This is a genomic window from Marininema mesophilum (assembly GCF_900106775.1).
Lineage (GTDB): Bacteria > Bacillota > Bacilli > Thermoactinomycetales > DSM-45169 > Marininema > Marininema mesophilum.
The window spans coordinates 165,515-187,046 of sequence record NZ_FNNQ01000006.1; the positions used below are offsets into that span (position 1 = coordinate 165,515).

Genomic DNA, 21,532 nt, shown 5'->3' on the forward strand with positions numbered 1-21,532 from the left:
GTGAATTTCAATAGGGTAGAATCGATTACATGGTCCAGTTGCGACGTTTCCAGTAGGTATAGACGAGGATAAACGTTCCAACGATGATTCCTAGCACAGAGCTGATAAAGGTTGTTGTGTCAGTTCCGTTGAGAACGCGGAAAGCAGCTTCCCCGTTGAGGATGAAATAGTGATAGCTATCTGGGGTGTAAAATGTAGCCAGTAGTGTAGCAAGGATTAAGAAGAAAGATAGAATCGTATTGGGAAGAAAGGAGCTAATCAAGCTAGCAATTCCCAACAGGGCAAGGTAGATGGCGAAAAAAGTGAGATAGTAGAGAAGGCTATAACCGAAGGCCCCAGCTGCCGAGTAAGAATCACCATCTGGATAAAAGGTGATCGAGTTAGGTGCAGAGTAGAGAATCTGGCCTAGGATATGGCTAAAGATAAAGGCTATGCTAAGAAAAATCGCAACAACAGCGGCCATCGAAAGCCATTTGGCAAGTAATAGTTTTCCCCGAGAATGGGGACGGATCAAAATGAGGCGATAAGCTCCTGAGCTATACTCCCCATTAAAGCTATCCACAAAAAACATGGGGAGCATAATCAAGGCGAGGATAAAGCCAGTCTCTTTTAAGAGAAAGGTTGGAAAGTTAAGAGCATTGAGGGAGGTTTCTAATTTTGGCGTATAAAAGCCAATTCCGCCCCGATGAAGCCAAGTAGCGAATAATCCTAATAATGCCACATAGATGATGAGGCTTACGATTGTCTTTTTTCGTGCCCAGATACGTTCCCATTCGCTAAGAAAAAGCTCTTTCATATGTCAGCCTCCTTTAGATAAAGCGGTCCTTTTTGGTGAAGAAAAGATACGCGGCAGTCCCGAAGGCGAAGGCGTAGATGAAAAGGACACCTGCATTAAAGTTGAGTAACTTGGATGTTTGTCCCAGGGCCAATGCGATCCCTTCCGTTTGGATCTGAGTGAGAGAAATAAAATACCATTTGGCATCAAGGGGCGGGTTGAGTCCTTTGGTGAAGGTTTGTAAAATCTGAGGATATCCAAAGGAAATGAGCAGAAACCCTAATGTGACACCAATGGCTGTGGTGGTTGATTGACTGACGACAGCAAAGAACGTGATCAGCCAGGAGACGGCTACTAAGGTTAAGAAGGCGAGAGCATAGTAGCGAATCGTGTAGGTGAGAGCAGGGCCACCACCTATAGGGTCTTGATAGTAGGCGAAATAAAGATGTGGTGAAGTGTCAAAGAACAAACCGCCTACGCCATAACTGAGAAGAAAGTAGAGGCCGTGAAAGAGTACCATGATACTCATGATGGTGATCCATTTGGCAACCAATAGCTGAGTAAAGGAATAGGAGCGAATCATCACCATCCGTAGCTGACCTGTACGATACTCCTCTGTAATGGAGAAAACGAAAAGAAGGAGTAAGATCATATTAAATACGGTCATGAGCTGGTCTGAGAGAGCCATGACTGGGAAGTTATCCCAAGTGGTATAACCTGGGCTTCCTGGTGCAATGCCATCATTTTTTCCATGATAATAGTTACCAGTGACCAACATGAGAATGGGCAGAAGCGCAAAAAGGAGCCATGTTACTTTTCGACTCCACAATCGCCCCCACTCACTTGCAATCAGGGACATCATGAGGACACCATCTCGATGAAGGCGTCTTCTAGACGCTTCTGTTTTTTCTCAACGCTGAGGACTTGAATCTCATTTTCAATCAAAACCTTGTTGAGTTCACCGATCTCATCCTCACTGATTTCCACATTGAGTTGATTCTTTGAAATTCGCTGTACGGGGTAGCTTTGTTGAATCAGTTTCTGGGCTTTATCTACAGGAGAGAGAGTATAAGCGAAGAGCGGTGTGCCAGAAATATCCCCGAGCTCCCCTTGCCAGACGAGCTTGCCCTGTTTAATAACAACAAGGTGATCACATAGTTGTTGCAATTCATCCAATAGATGACTAGAGATAAAGAAGCTGATCCCGGTTTCTTCGCGTAGTTGTAAGATAAGGCTACGCAATTCCCGCATACCCATCGGATCAAGTCCATTCGCAGGTTCGTCAAGAATAATGACGGAAGGGTCACCGAGAAGAGCTTGGGCGATACCCAGGCGTTGTTTCATCCCGAGAGAGTAGGTGCCCACCTTTTGATCCGCGGCATGAGTGAGGCTTACCTTCTCCAATACTTCTTTTACTTTTGCCTTACGTTGTGTCCGTGGCAACTGTGGGTGCAATCGAGCCAAGTTGAGCAGCGCTTTTTTACCCGTTAAATAAGGGAAGAAGATTGGAGATTCTACGATCGCACCCAGATTCATCAATGCCTTAGTGCGATCCTTGGTGACACAAATTCCATTAATCGCGAGCTCGCCTTTGGTTGGTTGAATCAATCCAGTTAAAAGGCGAATCAGTGTTGTTTTACCAGCACCGTTGGGACCAAGAAACCCACAGATTTGACCTTTTTCAACACCGAAGGACATGTTGTTAATTAGCGTACGTGAGCCAACTTTCTTGGACACGTTTTTAGCTTCTAAAACGAACATTTGATCACTCCTTATAAATCTGTAATGCATTTCTTTTATTATGTTTAATAAAAAGATTTGTTATTGTACGTTTCTGATATCCAGAGATTTAGCTGGGGCCAGGTCTCTCAGTGCCTGATGGATTATCAATTACTGTACCAGCGTAGTGGTTGGATATCGTTTTATTACCAATAAGAATTCCTAGAGTTAGAATGGAGAACATGGCAATAACGATGATTGACTTTTTCATGATTAATCCTCCTACATTTTGAAGTGCGTTTGTCTTGAATTAAGAATACAGCTTAAGAGAGGTTCAATATAATAAGTAAAATAGGATGATTTTTATGAGGGGTTTCTTACTGGAATTATCATTAAATTTAAACAAAAAAAGACGGTGAGAAGTGCCTGTATTCACCGAATTAAGATAAATTCATTTTTTTAGTGTAATTTTCTGCGGTTACAAAATAATCTGCTGCCTTTTTATATGCTCTCTTCTCATAGTAGTGATTTGCTAATTCACTAGCAAAAGTAGCCACTAATTTTAATTGGTTCTTTTGAATACTTAACTGGATAATTTTATGCATGTCCTTTTCGTATCGCAATTCATTGTCTCGTAAGCGATAGGTGTTGGCTTTAATAGATAGAAATTTTAGATGCATCAATGAGGCTTTTTCTGGATCTACTAATGAGAGAGCTTGTTGGAGGTAGTCTTCGACAAGGTTCCAATCCTTTTTACGTGTGAAGAGTTCGATGAGACGAAGATAAGGGTAGATTTTGCGGTGATTGCTAGGGATTTGATCGTATAATTCGAGGCTTGTAAGATAGTGTTGAATCGCTTTCTCCTCGTCCTCTTTACCAGCATAGACCTGACCTAGGTTGTATTCCACGTAAGCCTGTGAGAGCTTGTCCTTAGATGATATAAGCTCCATGGCTTGATGAAGATAAGTAAGGGCTTTTTCATCGTTTTGATGTAAGTGATGTTGTATTCCTAATATAATCAAGCTGTTTATGATGCCCTGCTCATATTGCTGTTCACTGTAAAGATTATAAGCCTTTTGAGCATAAAAGATGCAAACCGTTTTGTCTTCTATAATTTCATCTTTGACTAGACTTAAATTATAAGATAGCCGTGCTTCTTCTACTGGATCGTTAAACAATTCCACAAACTGTTCAGCAGAAGAGTAAAATTGATTTGCCATAAAGAAATCCTGTCTAAAATAAAACAGGTTTCCGCAAACTACATAGTAATAGTAGAATTCCTTCAATAAAGACTCATTCAATTCGCGTGGAATAAACTTAGTAGCTAGTTGATAGGTTCGCCATGCTCCATCTATATCTTCGTTTGATTTTAAGTAGTAATCTATTAAAGTTGTGTATATATTCAAATATATCTCTAGTGAGTGAATCTCGTTGGCTTGTAATGATAGAAAAGATAATTCCTCTTCAGTAAGAATTTGCTTCTTGCGAAATTCTTTTGCTATCGTGATAATTCTTCTATTTATACTTTCTTCATTGTTCCCCCATAGATCTTCTATTTGTACCCCTAGACGTGGTGCGATGGATTGTATAAATGCTTGAGAAGGCTTTATATTTCCGTTTTCTATTCGGCTTAGATAGGTAATCGAGGAGATTCCATCTACTAGTTGTCCCTGGGTCATTTTTTTATGTATGCGAAGTTGTCGTATTTTTTCACCAATCTCCATGATGTTGGTCCTCTCCTATGTTTTATATATGAAAACATATCCAAAACTATTATATCAATATACGGACAAAATGTGTAACTTAGTGATAGATTGGAAGATAAAAAGTTGGTGAAGAAATGTATTTTTGTTAATTTAAATCGGTGAAAGTGGTATCCACATGGTATTTTTTTAGTGCAACTTTACAAATTGTATTGAACTAGGTGAGGGGTGTAATCTAAAGACAAAAGAAGGGAGGGATTTACCATGATGGATATCGACCCAGCATTATCGTGGATGAGTGAGGGGCTGAAACAAATTAGCTTAGCTCAACAAAAGCCACTTTTTCAGGTAAATATGCGTGAAAAGAGAGGGAAAAATGTTTCGTTTCTCATTGAGAAAGGGCAGGATACAGATAAAGTTCAAGATAGTTCGTACCTCATTCATAAAAATACCTTTGCGCAAATGATCTACGAATCATTTTACAATCAGGGGCTAACGTTTAACAATTTGTTACCCATTTTAATTATACTCAATGAGAGTCAGATTAGCGGCTTTTATTTCCCAGGATTTTATAGATATGATAAGAATGAGGAACGATTTGAGTTTTTGAGAGAGATGGATAGTGAAGTGGAAGAAAAGGTTCAATCTTTTTTGCAAACCAATAACATCCAGTCTGCGGTGGCATTGGGATATGCCTTGGTGAATATTGATGAAATAGTAAGCTGGGATGATGTGGTTGTGGAGATCCAAACAGCTGTGAAATCATTCTCTCAATTAATTCAACTGCATGGAGGATTAAAGGAGACTTGTTTAGTGCCCACTTTAGCGAGTGGCCTCAAGAAGCCACAACCCTCTGACTTTTTCCTATCACCGATTTTGATCACCCATTGGATTCAACCGCAATACCCACTAAATTAGGGGAGGAGATAGATCCTCCGATCCTTGGTAGCATAGCCAAGTGGTAAGGCAAAGGTCTGCAAAACCTTGATCCCCGGTTCAAATCCGGGTGCTACCTCCAAAGATAAAAAAGTACCTTCTCCGTTAACGGGGAAGGTACTTTTTTGCCTAGCCTGGCGTGAACAAAATCGAGGTCTAATCATTCTCTGACAAAGTGAAGAGTTTCTCTGCAAGTAACATTATTGGGCACAGGATCATTCGGGAGGGGGATCTGCTTCAACGAGATGTCAAAATTGAAATCGTGCATGTCCTTTTTTGGTATAGTCGTGGAATCCTTCCAGTTGAAGCAACTCTTCTTTTACTTTTAACCCCCCACGAAACCCTGTGAGAGCGGTACTTTTGCCGATGACACGATGACAGGGTATGACGATTGGGATGGGGTTGGCCCCATTGGCAGTCCCTACAGCACGTACAGCCTTGGGATTACCAACAGTGTTGGCGATATCCGAGTAGCTTCGGGTTTCACCGTAGGGAATCTGTGCCAAGGCGTTCCATACCGAGGTCTGGAAAGAGGTACCGAATAAATCATAGGGGAGAGTAAAGGATTCCCGGTTGCCTGCAAAGTACTCTTCTAATTGGGCGATGACAGCATTGAGTGGTTTTTTGCTTTCGATCAGGGTGGCATCAGGGATTTGCTTTTTTACCCAAGTACGTAGGGTTTCTAAGGATTCTGTAGGCCAAGTAATGCGGCATAATCCTTGATCAGTTGAAGCGAGATAAAGGGGGCGGTTTTGAAAGATTGGATGGATGAAGGAATGCCAGTATACAGAGGTTCTGGTTAGTCTCATCGGTTAGTTTCCTCCATTTCAAGAGATCTAAAGTTTCACTGCTGGCATTATTTTGGTAGCGATTTTAGAAGTTAATAAAACCTGAATACTTTATTTATTTCGTTTTGATAGTCATATTTATTCAGATCATTAGCTCAACTATATATTTATTCCGTGCACGAAAACTTAGAGTAAGTGACCATCAATAAAATAATAATACAATAAATAGCGCACCTAATGGTTAGAAAAAAGAATAGAAACCACCCTCCCCATGGTCTTGACCCCGTCAAGTAGACAATAGAAAAAGAACCTTATTTAAGCGGCGATCTTTTCTCGTTATTCCACGGAAGAAAGGTCGCCAAATTTTTTCTGAAACCGTGCCTCATTGTACCAGAGGAAGGTACTTTTTTTGTTTTTGGCCCTTCATGTACATACTGAATTCCTCCCTTATATCCAATTATATACGGGGGTGGTTGAACTTAAGGGAGGGGAAAACACCCCTCCCTCATTCGACGCTTACTTTCATCCTAACCTGAAGGGCTAGGTTTTCTCCTTCGCAATCTATCATTTGTTTAACTGATCTACCAGTTTGCCCGAACAAAGTTTAAGTATTTTCATAGAATAGATTAGCTCTCTACTAATCATTGCAAGGCTCCAAGAAAAATTCATAGTGAATGGTCAAGCTGTAGGTCCCTTGAGAAATCCCTGTAGCCGTACGGATGTTTACAAGTTGGAAACTCTGCAATCCAGAAGAAGTAAAAGAACGCGAGTTTCCGGGGGAGACCGAAGGGGTTTTTTGATTTTTCATGTGCATAATCCGAAAGGTTACAAAGTCGCTACTTGTTCTCTCATCTTTGATCACCTGACCAAATTCGTACAATGTTTTATAGCCCCTTTTCTTTTGTACTTTCCGGTTTGATAAAATTAAAGGAGGAAGTAATGATGTCTTGTTGTTCATCACGTGCAACCTGTCCGGATCCGACTTCATTTCAAGAAGCGATATGTGGTAATTTCTCTACTATTCTTGCCGCAGATAATACCGTTTGGAAAAGCTATACCAGTAGTGGTTCAAGTCCTGGACCGTTTTATGCGATGACCCTGAGTGTCTATGCTGACACGACTTCCCTCCCTGTGGTGGTGGAAGTTGTGACTCCAGCTGGACCCATAATATTAACGCCTCCCGGTACCGAAGTTACCGCTGGAACAACGAAAAGTTTCACCCTACTGAGTGTAAATACAGTTAATATTCATGATATTACTGCTGGTCAACTTATTACAGGGAAGTATTCTATCACTCTATATCGTAGTATCTTCTAGTGCAGGGCTATCAATCAGCCATATGCACCACTTACTAGATCCTTTGTGGTGATGGAATCTGCTTGCCGAATCAGGTTATAGGTTCCTTGTCGAACCTGATGGAAACAGATCAACGGCCGATTTGTTTGCATGAAAAAGGCCTCAAACCCTTATGTATTAAGGGTTTGAGGCCTTTTTTCTGATCGCCAATTAAAGATCCTTAACCCCTTGGCCTCCATCCTGTTACATAGCCCAGAGAGAATAATCATATCAGCTCTTACCTTGGTAATACCGACAAAAATAGTGCCATCCAACTCCGTTAATGGAAAAGGTAATTTGGTTACTATCCTATCATTTTGCCCGAACAAAGTTTAAATATTTTCATAGAATAAATTATCTCTCTACTAATCATTGCAAGGTTCCAAGAAAAATTCATAGTGAATGGTCAAGCTGTAGGTTCCTTGAGACATCCCTGTAACCGCACGGATGTTTACTAGTTGGAAACTCTGCAATCCAGAAGAAGTAAAAGAACGCGAGTTTCCAGGGGAGACCGAAAGGGTTTTTTGATTTTTCATGTGCATAATCCGAAAGGTCAAAAAGTCGCTACTCGTTCTCTCATTGTAAACACTGATCGTTCCTGTCGGAGGGGTAATCAACGAGGATTCCCAAAGGATCTCATGATCGCTTTCATTTTCTCCAGAAATGTAAATTTTGCCACAAAATTCATCTCTGATCACCTGGCCAAATTCACAATTCATCTCTGATCACCTGACCAAATTCGCACAATGTTTTATAGCTCCTTTTCTTTTGTACTATCCGGTTTGTTAAAATTTAAGGAGGAATTCAAGATGTCTTGTTGTTCATCACGTGCAACCTGTCCGGATCCGACTAGGTTTCAAGAAGAAATATGTGGTAATTTCTCTACAGATCTTGGCACAGATAATACCGTTTGGAAAAGCTATACCAGTAGCGGTTCAACCCCTGGACCGTTTTATGTGATGACCTTGAATGTCTATGCTGACACGACTTCCTTTCCTGTGGTGGTAGAAGTTGTGACTCCAGCTGGACTCATAATATTAACGCCTCCCGCTAGCGAAATTGCCGCTGGAACAACGAAAAGTTTCACCCTACTGAGTGTAAATGCAGTTAATATTCATGCTATTGCTGGTGGACAACGTATTACAGGGAAGTATTCTATCACTCTATATCGTAATATCTTCTAGTGCAGGGCTATCAATCAGCCATATGCACCACTCACTAGTTCTTACGTGGTGATGGAATCTGCTCGGGTTTGAGAATAAGGGTTAAAACCTAAATATGGAGAAGACAATATGCTTTCTCCTGCTTTGCGGTGATCATGCTCACTCGGAGTTATGTACCTCGGGTGTCTCCAAACTTTCGTACCAGCTAACTGTGCTACGGTTTGAAGGGAGAACGAATGGCAAAGGGGGGATGAGCAGACTACTCCCCCCACAACCACCTAATTCATTCATATTGCCGGACCAGGTAATGGGTTCCTTGTCGAACCTATGGAAACAGATCAACGGCGATTTGTCTGCATGAAAAAGGCCTCAAATCTTTAATATATAAGGGTTTGAGGCCTTTTTTCTGATCGCCAATTAAAAATCCTTGATTAGTTGAAGCGAGATAAAGGAGACGCTTTGGATTCCTCTATTGTAAGTGATTGGTGGTTATTTATGGAAATCTTACCTCTCTTCAGGTAGACGGTTAACCATATGGACTGCTGTGGAGGTGAGCCGACTCCACATTTCTTCTCGCAAGGAGCCTGAAATCCCCACATCATCGAGGGCCGCATCCATATTGCGCAGCCATGCTTCAGCATGATGGGGTGTGATAGGAAAGGGCATATGACGTGCACGGAGGCGAGGATGGCCATGAATCTGACTATATAATGGAGGTCCCCCAAAAAATTGTGTCAGGAAGAGCCGTTGTTTTTCAATGGTTTCTGCGATATCTTCAGGGAAGAGGGGGGCAAGTAGTGGATCTTGTTGCACCCGTGGGTAGAAGGATTCTACGATTTGACGAATTGTAGAATCTCCGCCCATTCGTTCATAGAGAGAGATGGGTTCGGACATGGATTCTTCCTCCTGGTTGGGATAAATAGGAGTCAACAGCACTTAAGATAATGGTGAACGCGTCATGGCATGGAAGGCTTTTTCGGTTGCTTTTAGGGTGTGATCCAAATCTTCATCACAATGGGCGGTTGTTAAAAACCAGGCTTCATATTTGGATGGAGCCAGGTAGATGCCTTCCTGTAGCATGAGGCGGTAAAATTGGGCAAAGGCGTCACTATCCGTTGCTTCTGCTCCTTCGTAATTCGTAATCGGTTTATCACTGAAGTAGACGGTTAGTGCGCCTCCTTTCCGATTCACCTGAATGGTAACGCCTGCATTTTGTGCATGGCAAAGAATGCCTTCCTCCAGGATACGCCCTTTGCGATCTAACTCTTCGTATACTCCTGGCTTTGAAAGGGCCTCTAAACAAGCGATTCCTGCGGCGACAGAGAGAGGGTTGCCTGCCATTGTTCCTGCTTGGTAAGTGGGCCCATTAGGCGCAACTCGCCCCATCAGCTCCCGACGCCCACCATAGGCTCCGATAGGAAGACCACCCCCTATGATTTTACCCAGGGCGGTGAGGTCGGGCTCTACATTGTATAGGGTTTGTACTCCGCCGTAGTGAAAGCGGAAGGCAGTGATGACCTCATCATAGATCACAAGTGCACCTGCATCGTGGGCCAGTTCATTCACCGCTTCGAGGAAGCCAGGCGCAGGCTCTACGATCCCGAAGTTACCGACAAGGGGTTCTACCAAGACAGCGGCAACTTCTTCTCCCCATTGGGCTAAGGCTTCTGTAAGACCATCGATATGGTTAAAGGGAACGGTAATTACTTCGTTGGCAATGCTTTGTGGAATCCCAGCAGAATCAGGGGTTCCTAGCGTAGATGGGCCGGAACCTGCAGCTACTAATACCAAATCAGAATGGCCATGATAGCAACCCGCAAATTTGATCACCTTATTTCGACCGGTGACTGCTCTTGCTAGACGAATCGTACTCATTACCGCTTCGGTACCACTATTTACAAGACGCAATTGTTCCATCGCTGGGATGGCATCGCGAATCATTTTGGCAAATTGAATCTCTTTTTTAGTAGGCGCTCCATACAGTGTACCCATATGAGCAGTATCTTGAATGGCTTGGGTGACATGAGGATGGTTATGGCCAAGGATGATCGGACCAAAGGCGGCCAGATAATCGATGTAGCGCTTGTCATCCTCGTCGAAAAAGTAGGCTCCTTGTGCCTCTTTCATGTAGATCGGATTCTCCATGCCAATGGCTTTAAAGGATCGGGAGGGGCTATTTACCCCACCGACAATGACATCGAGAGCTTCTTTATGGAATAAGTGTGAACGGGTTTCGTTCAAATTGAGTCCTCCTTTAATGTGCTTCGACTTTTATTCTATCGATGGGTTTATAGTAGAGCAAGGGATTCCCTGTTTCCTATGGATCTTGTATGGGGATAAAAACGGTACAAGGGCAAGAAGAATACGGGCTTAAGAGAGGAGAGTCGTGATTGATTCATTTTGTTAATGGAGATATTTGGGCAGATACATTGCGAGAGAACTCACCTGAGCAGGGTGAGGTATTTGTATGGCGAGAAATGCTGGACTTTGGTCCTTTTCATATAGAGTGGGATATGGTTGAGCAAGCCAATAAGCGGGCCGATTTCTTTGAGGAGCGTTTGGGAATTCCTTCAGAGCAGACGAAGATGACTTTTGTTTATCAGGAACAACGATTAAAGAGAATGCCGCCTTCCTGTCATCTGGTTCTGTGGTTCGATACGGATCGGTATGATCAGATGATGCTTCTCTATCTATTAAAACGTTGTCGAGAGTTGGGTATCTCAACGATTGATCTTGTAACCATTCCTACAGGGGTGCTCTCTGGAGATGCGGGAAAGAGTGTGATTAAGCATCTCTTTGATCAACGAATCCCCCTAGGGGAGGAACATTTAATTGAGGCAACCAATGCATGGAAGGATTATATTGCAGAGGACCCCCGGGGAATTGTCGAGCGGTTAAAGAAAGAGAGTCGATTTGATCATGTGAATGCGGCCTTCTCTCGTCATCTAGAATACTTTCCATCGCAAACCACGGGGTTAAATATCGTCGAGGAAATGGTCTTGTCCCTTATCCAGGCGGGAGTTTCCTCCTTCGAGTCCTTATTTCGCGAAGTAACCATTCAGCGACCTGAGGATGGCTTGAGCGATGTTCATTTTGCGGCGATTGTTAATGAATTGACTACTGAGCAAAACCCCTTAATCTGTAAAGAGACGTCCACAACTGAGGAAGTTTGGAAGCTGACAGCTCTGGGAGAGAGAGTATTAGCAGGAGAAGAGGACCGAATCCAAGTGGTAGGTATCGACTGGTGGTTAGGTGGTGTTCACTTACAGAATGACATATGGAGGAGAGATCATGTGGGGAACCTTGTTCAGATTGATTCGTTAAAGAAATGAAAATTTATTTGATGATCGTCACTTCATAAGTAAACCAATCTCCCTTCCTTCTGGATGAACAACACATCCAGTGGGTAGAAGCCTCTTGAAGAGGGGATGAGTTAATTTTGCAAGGAGAATTTTATCGGGAGCAGGCATGATTATGATGGGTTTTGTCTATACGCTATGAGTAGCATATGGTATTCTGAAAATGGTGTCTTATATCTAGCCCATATAAGGTTGATAAGGATTCGAGTAGCTTTAAATAAAGTTTTTGGAGGAGAGGACGTTGGCGTTCTTTACAGTAGGGGATTATTACCGGGATGTTTATCGAATCGAGAGCGTCGAACCGCTACTCGCAGGAGAACTGGCAGTAGCGGAATCCGGCGGAGAGCGTTTTTATTTAGAACACACGCCCTTGGTCAAACCAGCCCAACCCCGAGCCATTCAACAGTATTTATCGCTTGATCATCCGGGGATTCTGCCTTACCTCCAGGTCTTCTCTGAACAACGATCGCTGGTGTTTATTCGTCCTTATGTTCCTTTTCGGGAGCGTCTTCACGAGCATGGGCCAGAGGAAGAAGATCAAGTGTTCCTCTGGGTGAAGGAGCTTACGCCAGTGGAACATATATTGTTTGGCAAACCATTACGTATGCATATGGTTCTTCACCCTTCCAATATTGGTGTAACCGAAGACGGAAGTCTGATGGTGATTGCTTGTGGAGTAGAGGGACGGACCCAGCCGGATATAATTTATGACTGGGGAAATCTGATGGTGATGTTGCTTACTGGTCAAGTAATAGAAGAACCCATTCGCAAAATACCATCCGATACAAAATTTTCTAAAACATTGGGTAGGGTGCTACAAAAAAGTCTAAACCAACCGGGAAATCAGGTGATCTCTCAGATTGATTCCTATCTAAAAAAGAGAGATTCCAAAGGCTTTTTTGATAAGTTCTTTCGTAAACCTGAAGAGAAAACTCCCTCAGTGGTTCGGGATACCTGGGTAACACGTGAGAGTGCGGCTAAAACGGAAAACCAACAAAAAGCTCAGGATAAAACGGAGGAGTCAGTAAGTTCCAAAGTGCTACAACAACGCTTGGAACAGTCGAGATTAGCGAAGTTGGAACAGGATCGTCTGGAAGCGGAACAATTAGCTCGAGAAGAAGCTGAGCGTCTTGCCCGTGAGCAAGAAGCGAGACGTCGAGAGGTGGAGCGTCTGGCTCGAGAAGAAGCGGAGCGTAAGGAAGCTGATCGCCTAGCGCGTGAACAGGAAGAGGCGAGACGCCAGGAAGCTGAGCGTTTGGTCCGTGAGCAAGAAGCAAGACGCCGAGAGGCTGAGCGTCTGGCGCGTGAGCAAGAAGAAGCGAAACGCCAGGAAGCCGAGCGTTTGGCCAGTGAACAGGCCGAGCGTCTGGCCCGTGAACAGGAGGAGGCGAGACGTTGGGAGGCTGATCGTCTGGCTCGAGAAGAGGCGGAGCGTAAGGAAGCGGAGCGTCTAGCGCGTGAGCAAGAAGAAGTGAGACGTCGGGAGACCGAGCGTTTGGCCTGTGAGCAGGAAGAAGCGAAACGCCAGGAAGCGGAGCGTCTGGCTCGAGAAGAGGCGGAGCGTAAGGAAGCGGAGCGTCTAGCGCAAGAAGAAGCGAGACGTCGAGAGGCCGAGCGTTTGGCCCGTGAGCAGGAAGAAGCCGAGCGTAAGGAAGCCGAACGTCTGGCTCGTGAGCAGGAAGAAGCGGAACGTCAGGAAGCGGAGCGTCTGGCGCGTGAGCAAGAAGAAGCGAGACGTCGAGAGGCCGAGCGTTTGGCCCGTGAGCAGGAAGAAGCCGAACGTCAGGAAGCCGAACGTCTGGTTCGTGAGCAGGAAGAAGCGAAACGCCAGGAAGCTGAGCGTCTGGCGCGTGAACAGGAAGAGGCGAGCGGTCGAGAAGCCGAGCGTTTGGTTCGAGAAGAGGCGGAACGCCAGGAAGCCGAGCGTCGGATGCGTGTGCAAGAAGAGATAAGACGCCAGGAAGCTGAGCGTCTGGCCCGTGAGCAAGAAGAAGCGAGACGCCAGGAAGCGGAGCATAAGGAGACTGAGCGTCTAGCTCGTGAAAGGGAAGAAGCGAGACGTTGGGATGCTGAATTCCGTGCACGTGTTGAAGCGGAGCGTCATAAAAATAAACGTCGCGCAACTGAAGAAGAAGCCAAACAAAAAGAACGCAATGTCCGGGAAGTGGAGAAGAGCGTACCTACCCAAGCGATCCAACTAGGTGAAGAAGCTGAGCGGAGACAACATGATCGATTGGCATCCCAATTGGATGAATATATTCGCCATGTGTTTAACCGGCAAAGCTAGGGAAAAGTACTTAGGACTTTCGGTGCGAGAGGTCCGAAAGTCCTGGGGCTTTTTGTTGTCCCAGGAGATTTCAATTTTATAGATTGAATCTGTGGCTATCCCTAATGGAGGTGCTTCTAGTGGCAGAGTACCGATTACAGAGAGATTCTCTAGGTGAAGTAAAGGTTCCCAAGGATCGTTATTATGGAGCACAAACTCAACGTGCTGTGGAAAATTTTCCGATCAGTGGTTTCCGTTTACCCCGCTCTTTTATTCGTGCACAAGGATTGATCAAAGTGGCGGCTGCTGAGGCCAATCGTCACTGCGGTGAATTAGACAACCGCGTAGCGGATGCGATTATCTGTGCTGCAGAAGAAGTGATGGACGGTAAGTGGGACGATCACTTCGTTGTGGATGTGTATCAAGCAGGTGCCGGTACATCCCAAAACATGAATGCTAACGAAGTGATTGCTAGCCGTGCTGCAGAGTTACTGGGAGGAAAGCCTGGGGATAACTCACTCGTGCACCCCAATGATCATGTTAATCGAGGGCAATCCACAAATGATACGATTCATGTTGCGATAAATATCTCTGCTGCTGAAGAGATCGTTCATCGTCTTCTCCCTGCTACAGATCAGTTGATTCGCACCATTGAACAAAAGGCAGTGGATTTTGGTGATATCATCAAATCCGGTCGGACCCATTTACAGGATGCAGTCCCATTGAAAGTAGGGCAAGAGCTGCTAGGATATGCTTACGGGATTCGACATGCTCGTGAGGGAATCGAGGAAAGCTTACCCTTTCTATATCAGATAGGATTGGGTGGAAACGCTGTAGGAACAGGGATTAATACACCTTCCGGCTATGCCGGGGCAGCTATCGAACAGATCGCTTCTCGTACGGGCTTACCATTTTGCCAGCCAGGCAATCGTTTTGCGTTCATGCAAAATACAGGCGCGGCGTTGAAGGCAAGCGTAGCTTTAAAAAACCTGGCGATTCATTTGGGGAAACTGGCTAGTGATTTACGACTCCTTTCCTCAGGACCACGTACAGGGCTTGCTGAATTCCGTCTACCCCCTGTTCAACCTGGTTCATCTATCATGCCGGGAAAAGTAAACCCTGTGATGGCGGAAATGATGAACATGATTTGTATTCAGGTGATTGGTAATGATGCGGCCCTTACTGCTGCTGGCGAGCATTCTCAATTGGAACTAAACGTGATGATGCCTGTTATCGCGCACAATCTTCTTCACTCAATCATGATTCTGAGCAATGGCATGGTAACATTTAATGACCGGTGTTTGCAGGGCCTCGAAGTAGATGAAGAACGTTGTCGCGAATGGATGGAGCAATCCCTTTCGCTAGCTACGGCACTTAATCCCTCATTGGGATATGATCGAGCAGCAGAGATTGCTAAACAGGCTTTTAAAGAAGGTAAAACGATCCGGGAAATCATCCGCCAAGAAGGGGATTTATCAGAGGAAGAGGTAGAACAAGCATTAGATCCTGAGAAGATGATTCCGGGTGATGACTGGTAAGGTTTTTTGCTCAGCCTATTGGGAGGAGGTGATTGGATGTTTAGCAAAGCCCTTGCAAGCATGGGTGTTGGCAATGCTACTGTAGATACGCGTTTAGAAACCAGTCAGTATCAACCGGGTGAAGTCGTGCGTGGAGAAGTGAGGATTCGAGGAGGACATGCTCTGCAACGAGTGGATGATATCTATCTATTTTTGATCGTTCATTACTTGAATAATGGTAAAAAAGTAGAACATATCATGCAAAAATATCGGCTGAGCGAGTCCTTTTCCATTTCGGAAAAGGGAGATCAAATCATTCCCTTCCAAATTCGGCTTCCCTATCAAACCCCGATGTCCTGTGGTCGTTATCCAATCTATCTAAAAACAGGATTGGATATCAAACGTGCCATTGATCCTAAGGATCGAGATCGAATCGAAGTGTTTCCCCATCCGACAGTGGAGCAGATGCTAAGCGAAATCGAACGCTCTGGTTTTATCATGTATCGGATGTTTAATGAGCACGATCCATCTTGCAAGGAAGTTCCTTTTATCCAGATATTTCAGTTTAAACCAGCAGAGAGATACCATGGCTATCTTGATGAACTGAATCTCTACTTTGATGTAGGTAGTGATGATGTACAGATGCAGGTAGAGATCCGCAGGGGGAGCCGTGTTCTCAACACGGCGTTTTCCTGGCAGATGAAAGATCCGGATGGATCGCTGTCGATGTTGATCGGTGGTCAACAAAAGCAAGTGAAAAGTCCATTAGCTGCTATCCAGTCCCTGCTCAAAAACTAACCATATAGGGGGAATCTCATGTCTATCTTTACCAAAGCCTTGGCTAGTTTAGGTGTCGGTAATGCCAAGGTGGATACCCGACTTCGGCAGACGCAGTTTAGGCAAGGAGAGTATATTGAAGGAGAAGTACATATCCAAGGTGGGCAAGTGGCACAGGAGATCGATGAAATCTATCTTTATCTGGTCGTTCTCTATCAACATGAACGAAATCAGCAAGAGTACGTAATGGAAGAGTATCGCCTTTCTGAGGTATTTACCGTTGCCCCACAAGAGACGCGTGTCATCCCCTTTGAAATTCGTCTCCCCTATGATACACCTGTAACAACAGGAGGGTGCCCAGTTTACTTAAAGACAGGACTTGACATCAAACGGGCCGTTGACCCGGATGATAACGACGGGATTGAAGTACTGCCTCACCCGTTGGTAGAAAAGGTCTTATCGGTAATCGAAAAAGTGGGCTTTCAATTGGTTGAGATTGATTTTGAATTTGAAAATTATTACTCTCGCCATCCCTTTATTCAGGAATTTGAATTTAAACCAACCGGTGATTTACGAGGGTTACTGGATGAAATTGAAGTGATGTTTTACATAGGAGAGAAGGAGGTTGAAGTGATCCTTCAATTGGATCGCAAGGCGACAGATCTGATGAGCTCCTTGGAAGAAGCTTTGGAATTGGATCAACGTACACTACGTCTATCGGTGAACGAACAGGATGTAACTGGCGGTACCGAAGATTTGCAGAAAAAGATTGACGATCTGATTCGCCATCATGTGCACTAATACTATTTTTTTACAAGGAAACAGGCTATCCTGTTTCCTTGTCATGTCTAGGTGGATTTTATGGTAGTATGATGAGGACTAGTTGATCAAAGGCATGGTAAATTGGGACAAGTGTATAGATAGGGTATAAGGGTATAAGTATAGATAAATGAGAGAACGCCCCCGCTTTTTATTTGGTGGAGAGAGCATCCCTTATTGGGGGTGCTCTTTTGAAAGGGATAAAAGAGGGAGGCAGGTAAAGTTGAGGTGGAGAGGATGTACAGCATTGAAGCACAGGGCTTAACGAAGGACTTTAAAATTGTGCAGAGTCGTGAAGGGATGAAAGGGGCTTTTCGAGATTTATTTGATCGGCAGTATCGTACGATTCGGGCAGTGGATGAAATTGATCTGCGGATTAACCCAGGTGAGATCGTGGGATATATCGGTGAAAATGGTGCGGGCAAATCGACAACGATCAAAATGTTAACAGGGATTTTGCAACCCACCTCTGGAGACTTGAAGGTGAATGGGTATGATCCCCATGGAGAGCGGGAGCAATTTGTAAAGACCATCGGAGTCGTTTTTGGTCAGCGAAGTCAACTATGGTGGGACTTAGCGGTCCGTGAGTCCTTTCGTTTGTTAAAAAAACTATATAGTATTCCCGATGAGGACTATCATCGTCATTTAAATCGCCTGACGGAAGTGCTAGAAATGGGCCCCCTCCTTGAACAACCTGTTCGTAAGCTTTCCCTAGGGCAACGGATGCGTTGTGAGCTTGCAGCGGCCCTCATTCATCAGCCTCGTCTTTTGTTTTTGGATGAACCAACGATTGGCTTAGATGTTCTAGTGAAGGAGAATATTCGTCGCTTCTTAAAGCAGATCAATGAAGAGTATGGGACAACAATCCTGTTAACAACCCATGACTTATCCGATATAGAGGCGTTAAGTCATCGCGTGGTGATGTTAGATAAGGGGAAAATCATCTATAACGGTGGATTACCGGAATTATCGAAGCAGTGGGGTGGTGGTCCGCGTCTCTATTTGGAATTGAAGGAGGAGTGGGCGCTCTCTGCGTTACAGGATTTTACCAAAGATATATCTGCTGAGTGGCAACATATCGAGGGTCGCTGCTATCGAGTGGGCTTGACTGGACCTGACCCTTCCGTCTCCGAGGTGCTTTCCAGAGTGGTTCCCCATGCTTCAATAAAAGAGATCCGGATCGAGGAGGCGAAGACGGAGGATATTGTGCGCCGCATCTATCAGGAGGGTGTCCCCCATGCTTGAGAAGTACATGGAATTGATGCGCCTTCGTTTTTTGATGATGTTAGCCTATCGGGTGAATTATTATAGTGGCATCATCATCTACAGCTTAAATATTGGGGTCTACTATTTCTTGTGGATGGCGATCTATGGGGATCAATCTTCGATCAATGGAACCTCCTCCGTGCAAATGGCAACCTATGTAGCAGTAGCGTGGATGTCGCGGGCTTTTTATTTCAATAACTTAGATCGAGAGATTGCCCAGGAGATTCGGGATGGCACCGTGGCTGTACAGTTGCTCCGCCCTTATAGCTATGTGCTGGGGAAAGGTTTTCAAGGGTTAGGTGAAGGGGTCTTCCGTCTCCTCTTGTTTAGTGTTCCAGGGATGGTTATTGTCTCATTTATTTTCCCAATCCAACTTCCCAGTGACGCCTCTACCTGGGGATGGTTTGCTATTAGTCTTTTGTTTGGGTTTATTATCAATACCCAGATCAATGTGTTAACGGGCTTGATGGCGTTTTTCATCTTAAACAATATGGGGATGATCCGGGCGAAGCGGGTCATTATCGATCTACTGTCAGGATTGGTGATCCCAATCACATTTTTTCCAGGATGGGCGAAGGAGATCCTATCCTATCTTCCCTTTCAAGGGATTAGTTACGTACCGAGTACGATCCTAGCTAAGGGAGTACCGTTGGCAGAGGTAATCACCTTTTTGGAAGTGCAACTCATCTGGACTGTACTGCTTTGGGTACCGATCCGCTTGTTGTGGATAAATGCTCGCCGACGGTTGGTTGTACAGGGAGGGTAAGTGATGACTTCAAGTAAACTTTTTATTGATTATTTCATGCAATATGTAAAGACACGCTTGCAATATCGAAGCGATTTTCTTGTGCAAATGGTAACTGATATTATGTTTCAAGCAGTCAACTTGGTGTTTATCCTCGTGGTTTTTTCCCATACGACACAACTTTCCAGCTGGTCTCGGGAAGAGGTTATCTTTATCTACGGATATTTCCTAGTCCCCTTCTCTATCTTTGCGGCTTTTTTCAATCTATGGGAGTTTAACGAACGATATATTATTAAAGGAGAATTGGATCGTGTGCTCACACGTCCTGTTCATAGTCTCTTTCAGGTGATGATGGAGACGATGACACCCGAGTCGTTAAGTGGTGCAGTGACAGGGTTAGCCGTGATGGGGTGGGCTGCATGGGAGATGGAGTTGGATTTTTACTGGTATGATCCACTATTTTTTATTCTCTTTATCCTCGGGGGAGCAGCGGTTTACGGTGGATTATATATCATGCTGACGAGTATTAGCCTCTTTTCCGATTCCAAAACAGATATTCAGCCGATTATGTACAATATAGGGAACTATGGCCGTTATCCCATTGATATCTATAACAAAGTAATCCAAATCGTCCTTACTTGGCTCATGCCCTTTGCCTTTGTTGGCTTTTATCCTGCTAGTTTCTTGTTACACGATGAGCGTTGGCTCACCTTTGCCATGTTCACACCCGTGATGGGTTTAATTTGGTTCTCCCTTGGAGTCCTGGTGTGGAATTTAGGAATCAAGAATTATCGTGGAGCAGGGAGCTGACTGAGGGTCGGTCCTATCAAGGAATTAGGTGATTTTTTAACAATAAAAAGAAGAGGGTGAAGACAACTAGTCTTCACCCTCTTCTTTTTTGCGATCTGTTGAATTTTTATCAGCAGGGCTTTCCTCAGTAATAGGGATGGTATCGTCTTCATCCCAAGGAGGTTTTACACCGGTATTATTCCAACCCAGATCTATGTTTGAATCGGTTTTCTCTCGTAGGCGTTCTACCATTTTTAGCATACTTTCATCATCCCCGGTAAGGGTGAGACCGATGTTTAATGCTCCGCTTAAGGTTTGTACATGGAGTTCCTGTACTTTATAATCCATGTTTTCAATTCGCAAGGGTTCGATGGCGTCTAATTTTTTGCGAATTTCTTCATTCTCTTGGCGAAGAGCATCCATCTCTTGTTGCAGTTGGTTTATTCGGTCCCACAGATAAGCATACAACGGTTTGTCACCTCCGGCACACAGTTCTCTAAGAGTATATGGGGCAAGAGCCCCTTTTAGATGCCGTCGGGCGAATAGATTCTAGGCAGTGACCCATAGGTGGGTTGCAGAATAAACTGGTGATGGTTGGGTCTTTAGAAGGGGTGATTGAAGTGAATAGACCTCCCAACTTTGATAAATGGCGTCAAATAGCTAAGGATTTCTTAGGTGAGGATTTCTGGTCTGATGTTTCGGGGATGGGAAGTGTCAATCAAGCCAAGGCCGATGTCATCCATTCGATGAACGAAGTGATCGTACTGATCGATTTGCCGGGGATTGACGATATTGATGCTGTAGATATTCGAGTAGAAGGAGAAACACTTTTTATCAAAGGGCGTATCCCTACAGCCTATAAAAAACATGAACGTATCCTTACTGAACGCAACTCGGGAACTTTTGAACGAACAATCCCTCTCGGTGTGCCCGTTATCCGTCAAAAAAGTCGGGCCAACTATCGCAAAGGGGTACTGGAGATCCGCCTGCCAATGATCGCAGCTGGTTCTAATCCGAGGAGAATTCGTATTTCTGACTCCTAGGAGATGGGCACATATCCCCGGGCAAACACATACGATGAGGTGCAGGTGGGGAGGTGGGTGCAAGTCATGGGAACACTAAATAACATCTTCAACCTAAAGATCCAAAGTGTATCGGGGCCCGGTTCCATGAATTTTGGAAACTCCTTCAATGTTGGAGCTGAATCCAATGAAAAAGCTGTGGGTGGTTCACAGTTGATCGGGGATTTTGGAAATAATTTGACAGTTGAAGCGAATGGCAATTTGGATAATGACCTAATTGATCAAGTGTAATAGGTAAACTTTTAACACATTAAGCACCGGGCCTGCAGGGGGGATGAGGATGGCGACTGTTAATAACATCAACATCCTGAAAATAATCAGTGTATCTGGTGCATCATCCGTCAATATGGGGAACACGATTAATTTAGGAACTGAGTCGAATACCAAGTCTGTAGGTGGTTCATCCGTTATTGGAGATTACGGTGAAAATACCGACACAGGTGAATCAATCTATAATGATCAAGATTTGATCGATCAGTCCAATGTTGTTTGA

At 44.4% G+C, this 21,532-nt stretch carries 24 protein-coding genes, 1 tRNA gene and 1 pseudogene; 15 read left to right on the forward strand and 11 right to left on the reverse strand.

Features of this window, described 5'->3' with window-relative positions; all coding sequences use genetic code 11:
- Window positions 1-25 precede the first annotated feature (25 nt).
- The 5 genes and pseudogenes from BLV90_RS07720 to BLV90_RS07735 form a co-directional block, all read right to left on the reverse strand.
- Window positions 26-796 (reverse strand): ABC transporter permease, encoded by a 771-nt coding sequence (locus BLV90_RS07720; RefSeq protein WP_091738785.1) that lies wholly within the window; start codon window positions 794-796, stop codon window positions 26-28.
- Between the two features lie 13 nt (window positions 797-809).
- Window positions 810-1,637 (reverse strand): ABC transporter permease, encoded by an 828-nt coding sequence (locus BLV90_RS07725; RefSeq protein ID WP_143035018.1) that lies wholly within the window; start codon window positions 1,635-1,637, stop codon window positions 810-812.
- A 218-nt stretch (window positions 1,638-1,855) separates the two neighbouring features.
- Window positions 1,856-2,536, reverse strand: a pseudogene (locus BLV90_RS07730) (ABC transporter ATP-binding protein); the annotation flags it as partial.
- 88 nt (window positions 2,537-2,624) lie between these two features.
- On the reverse strand, window positions 2,625-2,765 hold the full coding sequence (locus BLV90_RS16205) for a hypothetical protein (RefSeq protein WP_177167950.1): 141 nt from the start codon (window positions 2,763-2,765) through the stop codon (window positions 2,625-2,627).
- A 169-nt stretch (window positions 2,766-2,934) separates the two neighbouring features.
- Window positions 2,935-4,218: a helix-turn-helix domain-containing protein gene (locus BLV90_RS07735; RefSeq protein ID WP_091738794.1), complete on the reverse strand. Its 1,284-nt coding sequence runs from the start codon at window positions 4,216-4,218 to the stop codon at window positions 2,935-2,937.
- Window positions 4,219-4,461: 243 nt separating this feature from the next.
- Here BLV90_RS07735 and BLV90_RS07740 point away from each other — a divergent pair, with 243 nt between their 5' ends.
- Both BLV90_RS07740 and BLV90_RS07745 read left to right on the forward strand, forming a co-directional pair.
- Complete coding sequence (locus tag BLV90_RS07740) at window positions 4,462-5,115, forward strand: hypothetical protein (protein WP_091738797.1); 654 nt, start codon at window positions 4,462-4,464, stop codon at window positions 5,113-5,115.
- 26 nt (window positions 5,116-5,141) lie between these two features.
- Window positions 5,142-5,215: transfer RNA gene (locus BLV90_RS07745), tRNA-Cys, on the forward strand.
- 166 nt (window positions 5,216-5,381) lie between these two features.
- Here the strand turns inward: BLV90_RS07745 and BLV90_RS07750 are convergent.
- Entirely contained in the window at window positions 5,382-5,942 is a 561-nt protein-coding gene (locus tag BLV90_RS07750) for a methylated-DNA--[protein]-cysteine S-methyltransferase (RefSeq protein ID WP_091738800.1), read from the reverse strand.
- A gap of 616 nt (window positions 5,943-6,558) precedes the next feature.
- On the reverse strand, window positions 6,559-6,909 hold the full coding sequence (locus tag BLV90_RS16830; RefSeq protein ID WP_425433870.1) for an S-Ena type endospore appendage: 351 nt from the start codon (window positions 6,907-6,909) through the stop codon (window positions 6,559-6,561).
- Here BLV90_RS16830 and BLV90_RS07760 point away from each other — a divergent pair.
- Complete coding sequence (locus BLV90_RS07760) at window positions 6,864-7,238, forward strand: S-Ena type endospore appendage (protein ID WP_091738806.1); 375 nt, start codon at window positions 6,864-6,866, stop codon at window positions 7,236-7,238. The genes BLV90_RS16830 and BLV90_RS07760 overlap by 46 nt on opposite strands.
- Before the next feature lie 383 nt (window positions 7,239-7,621).
- Here BLV90_RS07760 and BLV90_RS07765 read toward each other — a convergent pair whose 3' ends face one another.
- The gene (locus BLV90_RS07765; protein WP_091738809.1) at window positions 7,622-7,975 is read right to left on the reverse strand and encodes a DUF3992 domain-containing protein; all 354 of its coding nucleotides are present in this window, start codon (window positions 7,973-7,975) and stop codon (window positions 7,622-7,624) included.
- Between the two features lie 90 nt (window positions 7,976-8,065).
- Between BLV90_RS07765 and BLV90_RS07770 the strand changes: the two genes are divergently transcribed.
- Window positions 8,066-8,440, forward strand: a complete 375-nt coding sequence (locus BLV90_RS07770) for an S-Ena type endospore appendage (RefSeq protein ID WP_091738812.1) — start codon at window positions 8,066-8,068, stop codon at window positions 8,438-8,440.
- A gap of 483 nt (window positions 8,441-8,923) precedes the next feature.
- On the opposite strand, the gene BLV90_RS07775 is transcribed toward BLV90_RS07770, so the two are convergent.
- Both BLV90_RS07775 and BLV90_RS07780 read right to left on the reverse strand, forming a co-directional pair.
- On the reverse strand, window positions 8,924-9,313 hold the full coding sequence (locus BLV90_RS07775; RefSeq protein WP_091738815.1) for a globin domain-containing protein: 390 nt from the start codon (window positions 9,311-9,313) through the stop codon (window positions 8,924-8,926).
- A gap of 42 nt (window positions 9,314-9,355) precedes the next feature.
- The gene (locus tag BLV90_RS07780) at window positions 9,356-10,660 is read right to left on the reverse strand and encodes a glutamate-1-semialdehyde 2,1-aminomutase (protein ID WP_091738818.1); all 1,305 of its coding nucleotides are present in this window, start codon (window positions 10,658-10,660) and stop codon (window positions 9,356-9,358) included.
- 149 nt (window positions 10,661-10,809) lie between these two features.
- Here BLV90_RS07780 and BLV90_RS07785 point away from each other — a divergent pair, with 149 nt between their 5' ends.
- The 8 genes from BLV90_RS07785 (at window position 10,810) to BLV90_RS07820 (ending at window position 19,978) form a co-directional block, all read left to right on the forward strand.
- Window positions 10,810-11,751: a DUF1835 domain-containing protein gene (locus tag BLV90_RS07785; RefSeq protein ID WP_091738821.1), complete on the forward strand. Its 942-nt coding sequence runs from the start codon at window positions 10,810-10,812 to the stop codon at window positions 11,749-11,751.
- Window positions 11,752-12,019: 268 nt separating this feature from the next.
- On the forward strand, window positions 12,020-14,065 hold the full coding sequence (locus BLV90_RS07790) for a protein kinase family protein (RefSeq protein WP_091738824.1): 2,046 nt from the start codon (window positions 12,020-12,022) through the stop codon (window positions 14,063-14,065).
- A 104-nt stretch (window positions 14,066-14,169) separates the two neighbouring features.
- Entirely contained in the window at window positions 14,170-15,582 is a 1,413-nt protein-coding gene (locus BLV90_RS07795; RefSeq protein ID WP_177167951.1) for a class II fumarate hydratase, read from the forward strand.
- A gap of 36 nt (window positions 15,583-15,618) precedes the next feature.
- Entirely contained in the window at window positions 15,619-16,359 is a 741-nt protein-coding gene (locus tag BLV90_RS07800) for a sporulation protein (protein WP_091738830.1), read from the forward strand.
- Window positions 16,360-16,377: 18 nt separating this feature from the next.
- A complete protein-coding gene (locus BLV90_RS07805; RefSeq protein WP_091738833.1) occupies window positions 16,378-17,139 on the forward strand; it encodes a sporulation protein in 762 nt (253 codons plus the stop codon).
- A 255-nt stretch (window positions 17,140-17,394) separates the two neighbouring features.
- Window positions 17,395-18,402 carry an ABC transporter ATP-binding protein gene (locus BLV90_RS07810; RefSeq protein ID WP_091738836.1) on the forward strand — a complete coding sequence of 336 codons (1,008 nt, stop codon included), beginning with the start codon at window positions 17,395-17,397 and terminating at the stop codon, window positions 18,400-18,402.
- Window positions 18,395-19,189, forward strand: a complete 795-nt coding sequence (locus BLV90_RS07815) for an ABC transporter permease (RefSeq protein WP_091738839.1) — start codon at window positions 18,395-18,397, stop codon at window positions 19,187-19,189. Before BLV90_RS07810 ends, BLV90_RS07815 begins: the two co-directional genes overlap by 8 nt.
- 3 nt (window positions 19,190-19,192) lie before the next feature.
- Window positions 19,193-19,978, forward strand: coding sequence for an ABC transporter permease (locus BLV90_RS07820; protein WP_091738842.1), 786 nt, complete (start codon window positions 19,193-19,195; stop codon window positions 19,976-19,978).
- A gap of 66 nt (window positions 19,979-20,044) precedes the next feature.
- On the opposite strand, the gene gerPC is transcribed toward BLV90_RS07820, so the two are convergent.
- Complete coding sequence (gene gerPC, locus BLV90_RS07825; RefSeq protein WP_091738845.1) at window positions 20,045-20,425, reverse strand: spore germination protein GerPC; 381 nt, start codon at window positions 20,423-20,425, stop codon at window positions 20,045-20,047.
- Between the two features lie 104 nt (window positions 20,426-20,529).
- On the opposite strand from gerPC, the gene BLV90_RS07830 reads away from it, so the two are divergent.
- From BLV90_RS07830 to BLV90_RS07840, 3 genes are all read left to right on the forward strand, one after another.
- Window positions 20,530-21,000 (forward strand): Hsp20/alpha crystallin family protein, encoded by a 471-nt coding sequence (locus tag BLV90_RS07830; RefSeq protein WP_091738849.1) that lies wholly within the window; start codon window positions 20,530-20,532, stop codon window positions 20,998-21,000.
- 66 nt (window positions 21,001-21,066) lie between these two features.
- Entirely contained in the window at window positions 21,067-21,270 is a 204-nt protein-coding gene (locus BLV90_RS07835) for a spore germination protein (RefSeq protein ID WP_091738852.1), read from the forward strand.
- 49 nt (window positions 21,271-21,319) lie between these two features.
- Complete coding sequence (locus BLV90_RS07840) at window positions 21,320-21,532, forward strand: spore germination protein (protein ID WP_091738854.1); 213 nt, start codon at window positions 21,320-21,322, stop codon at window positions 21,530-21,532.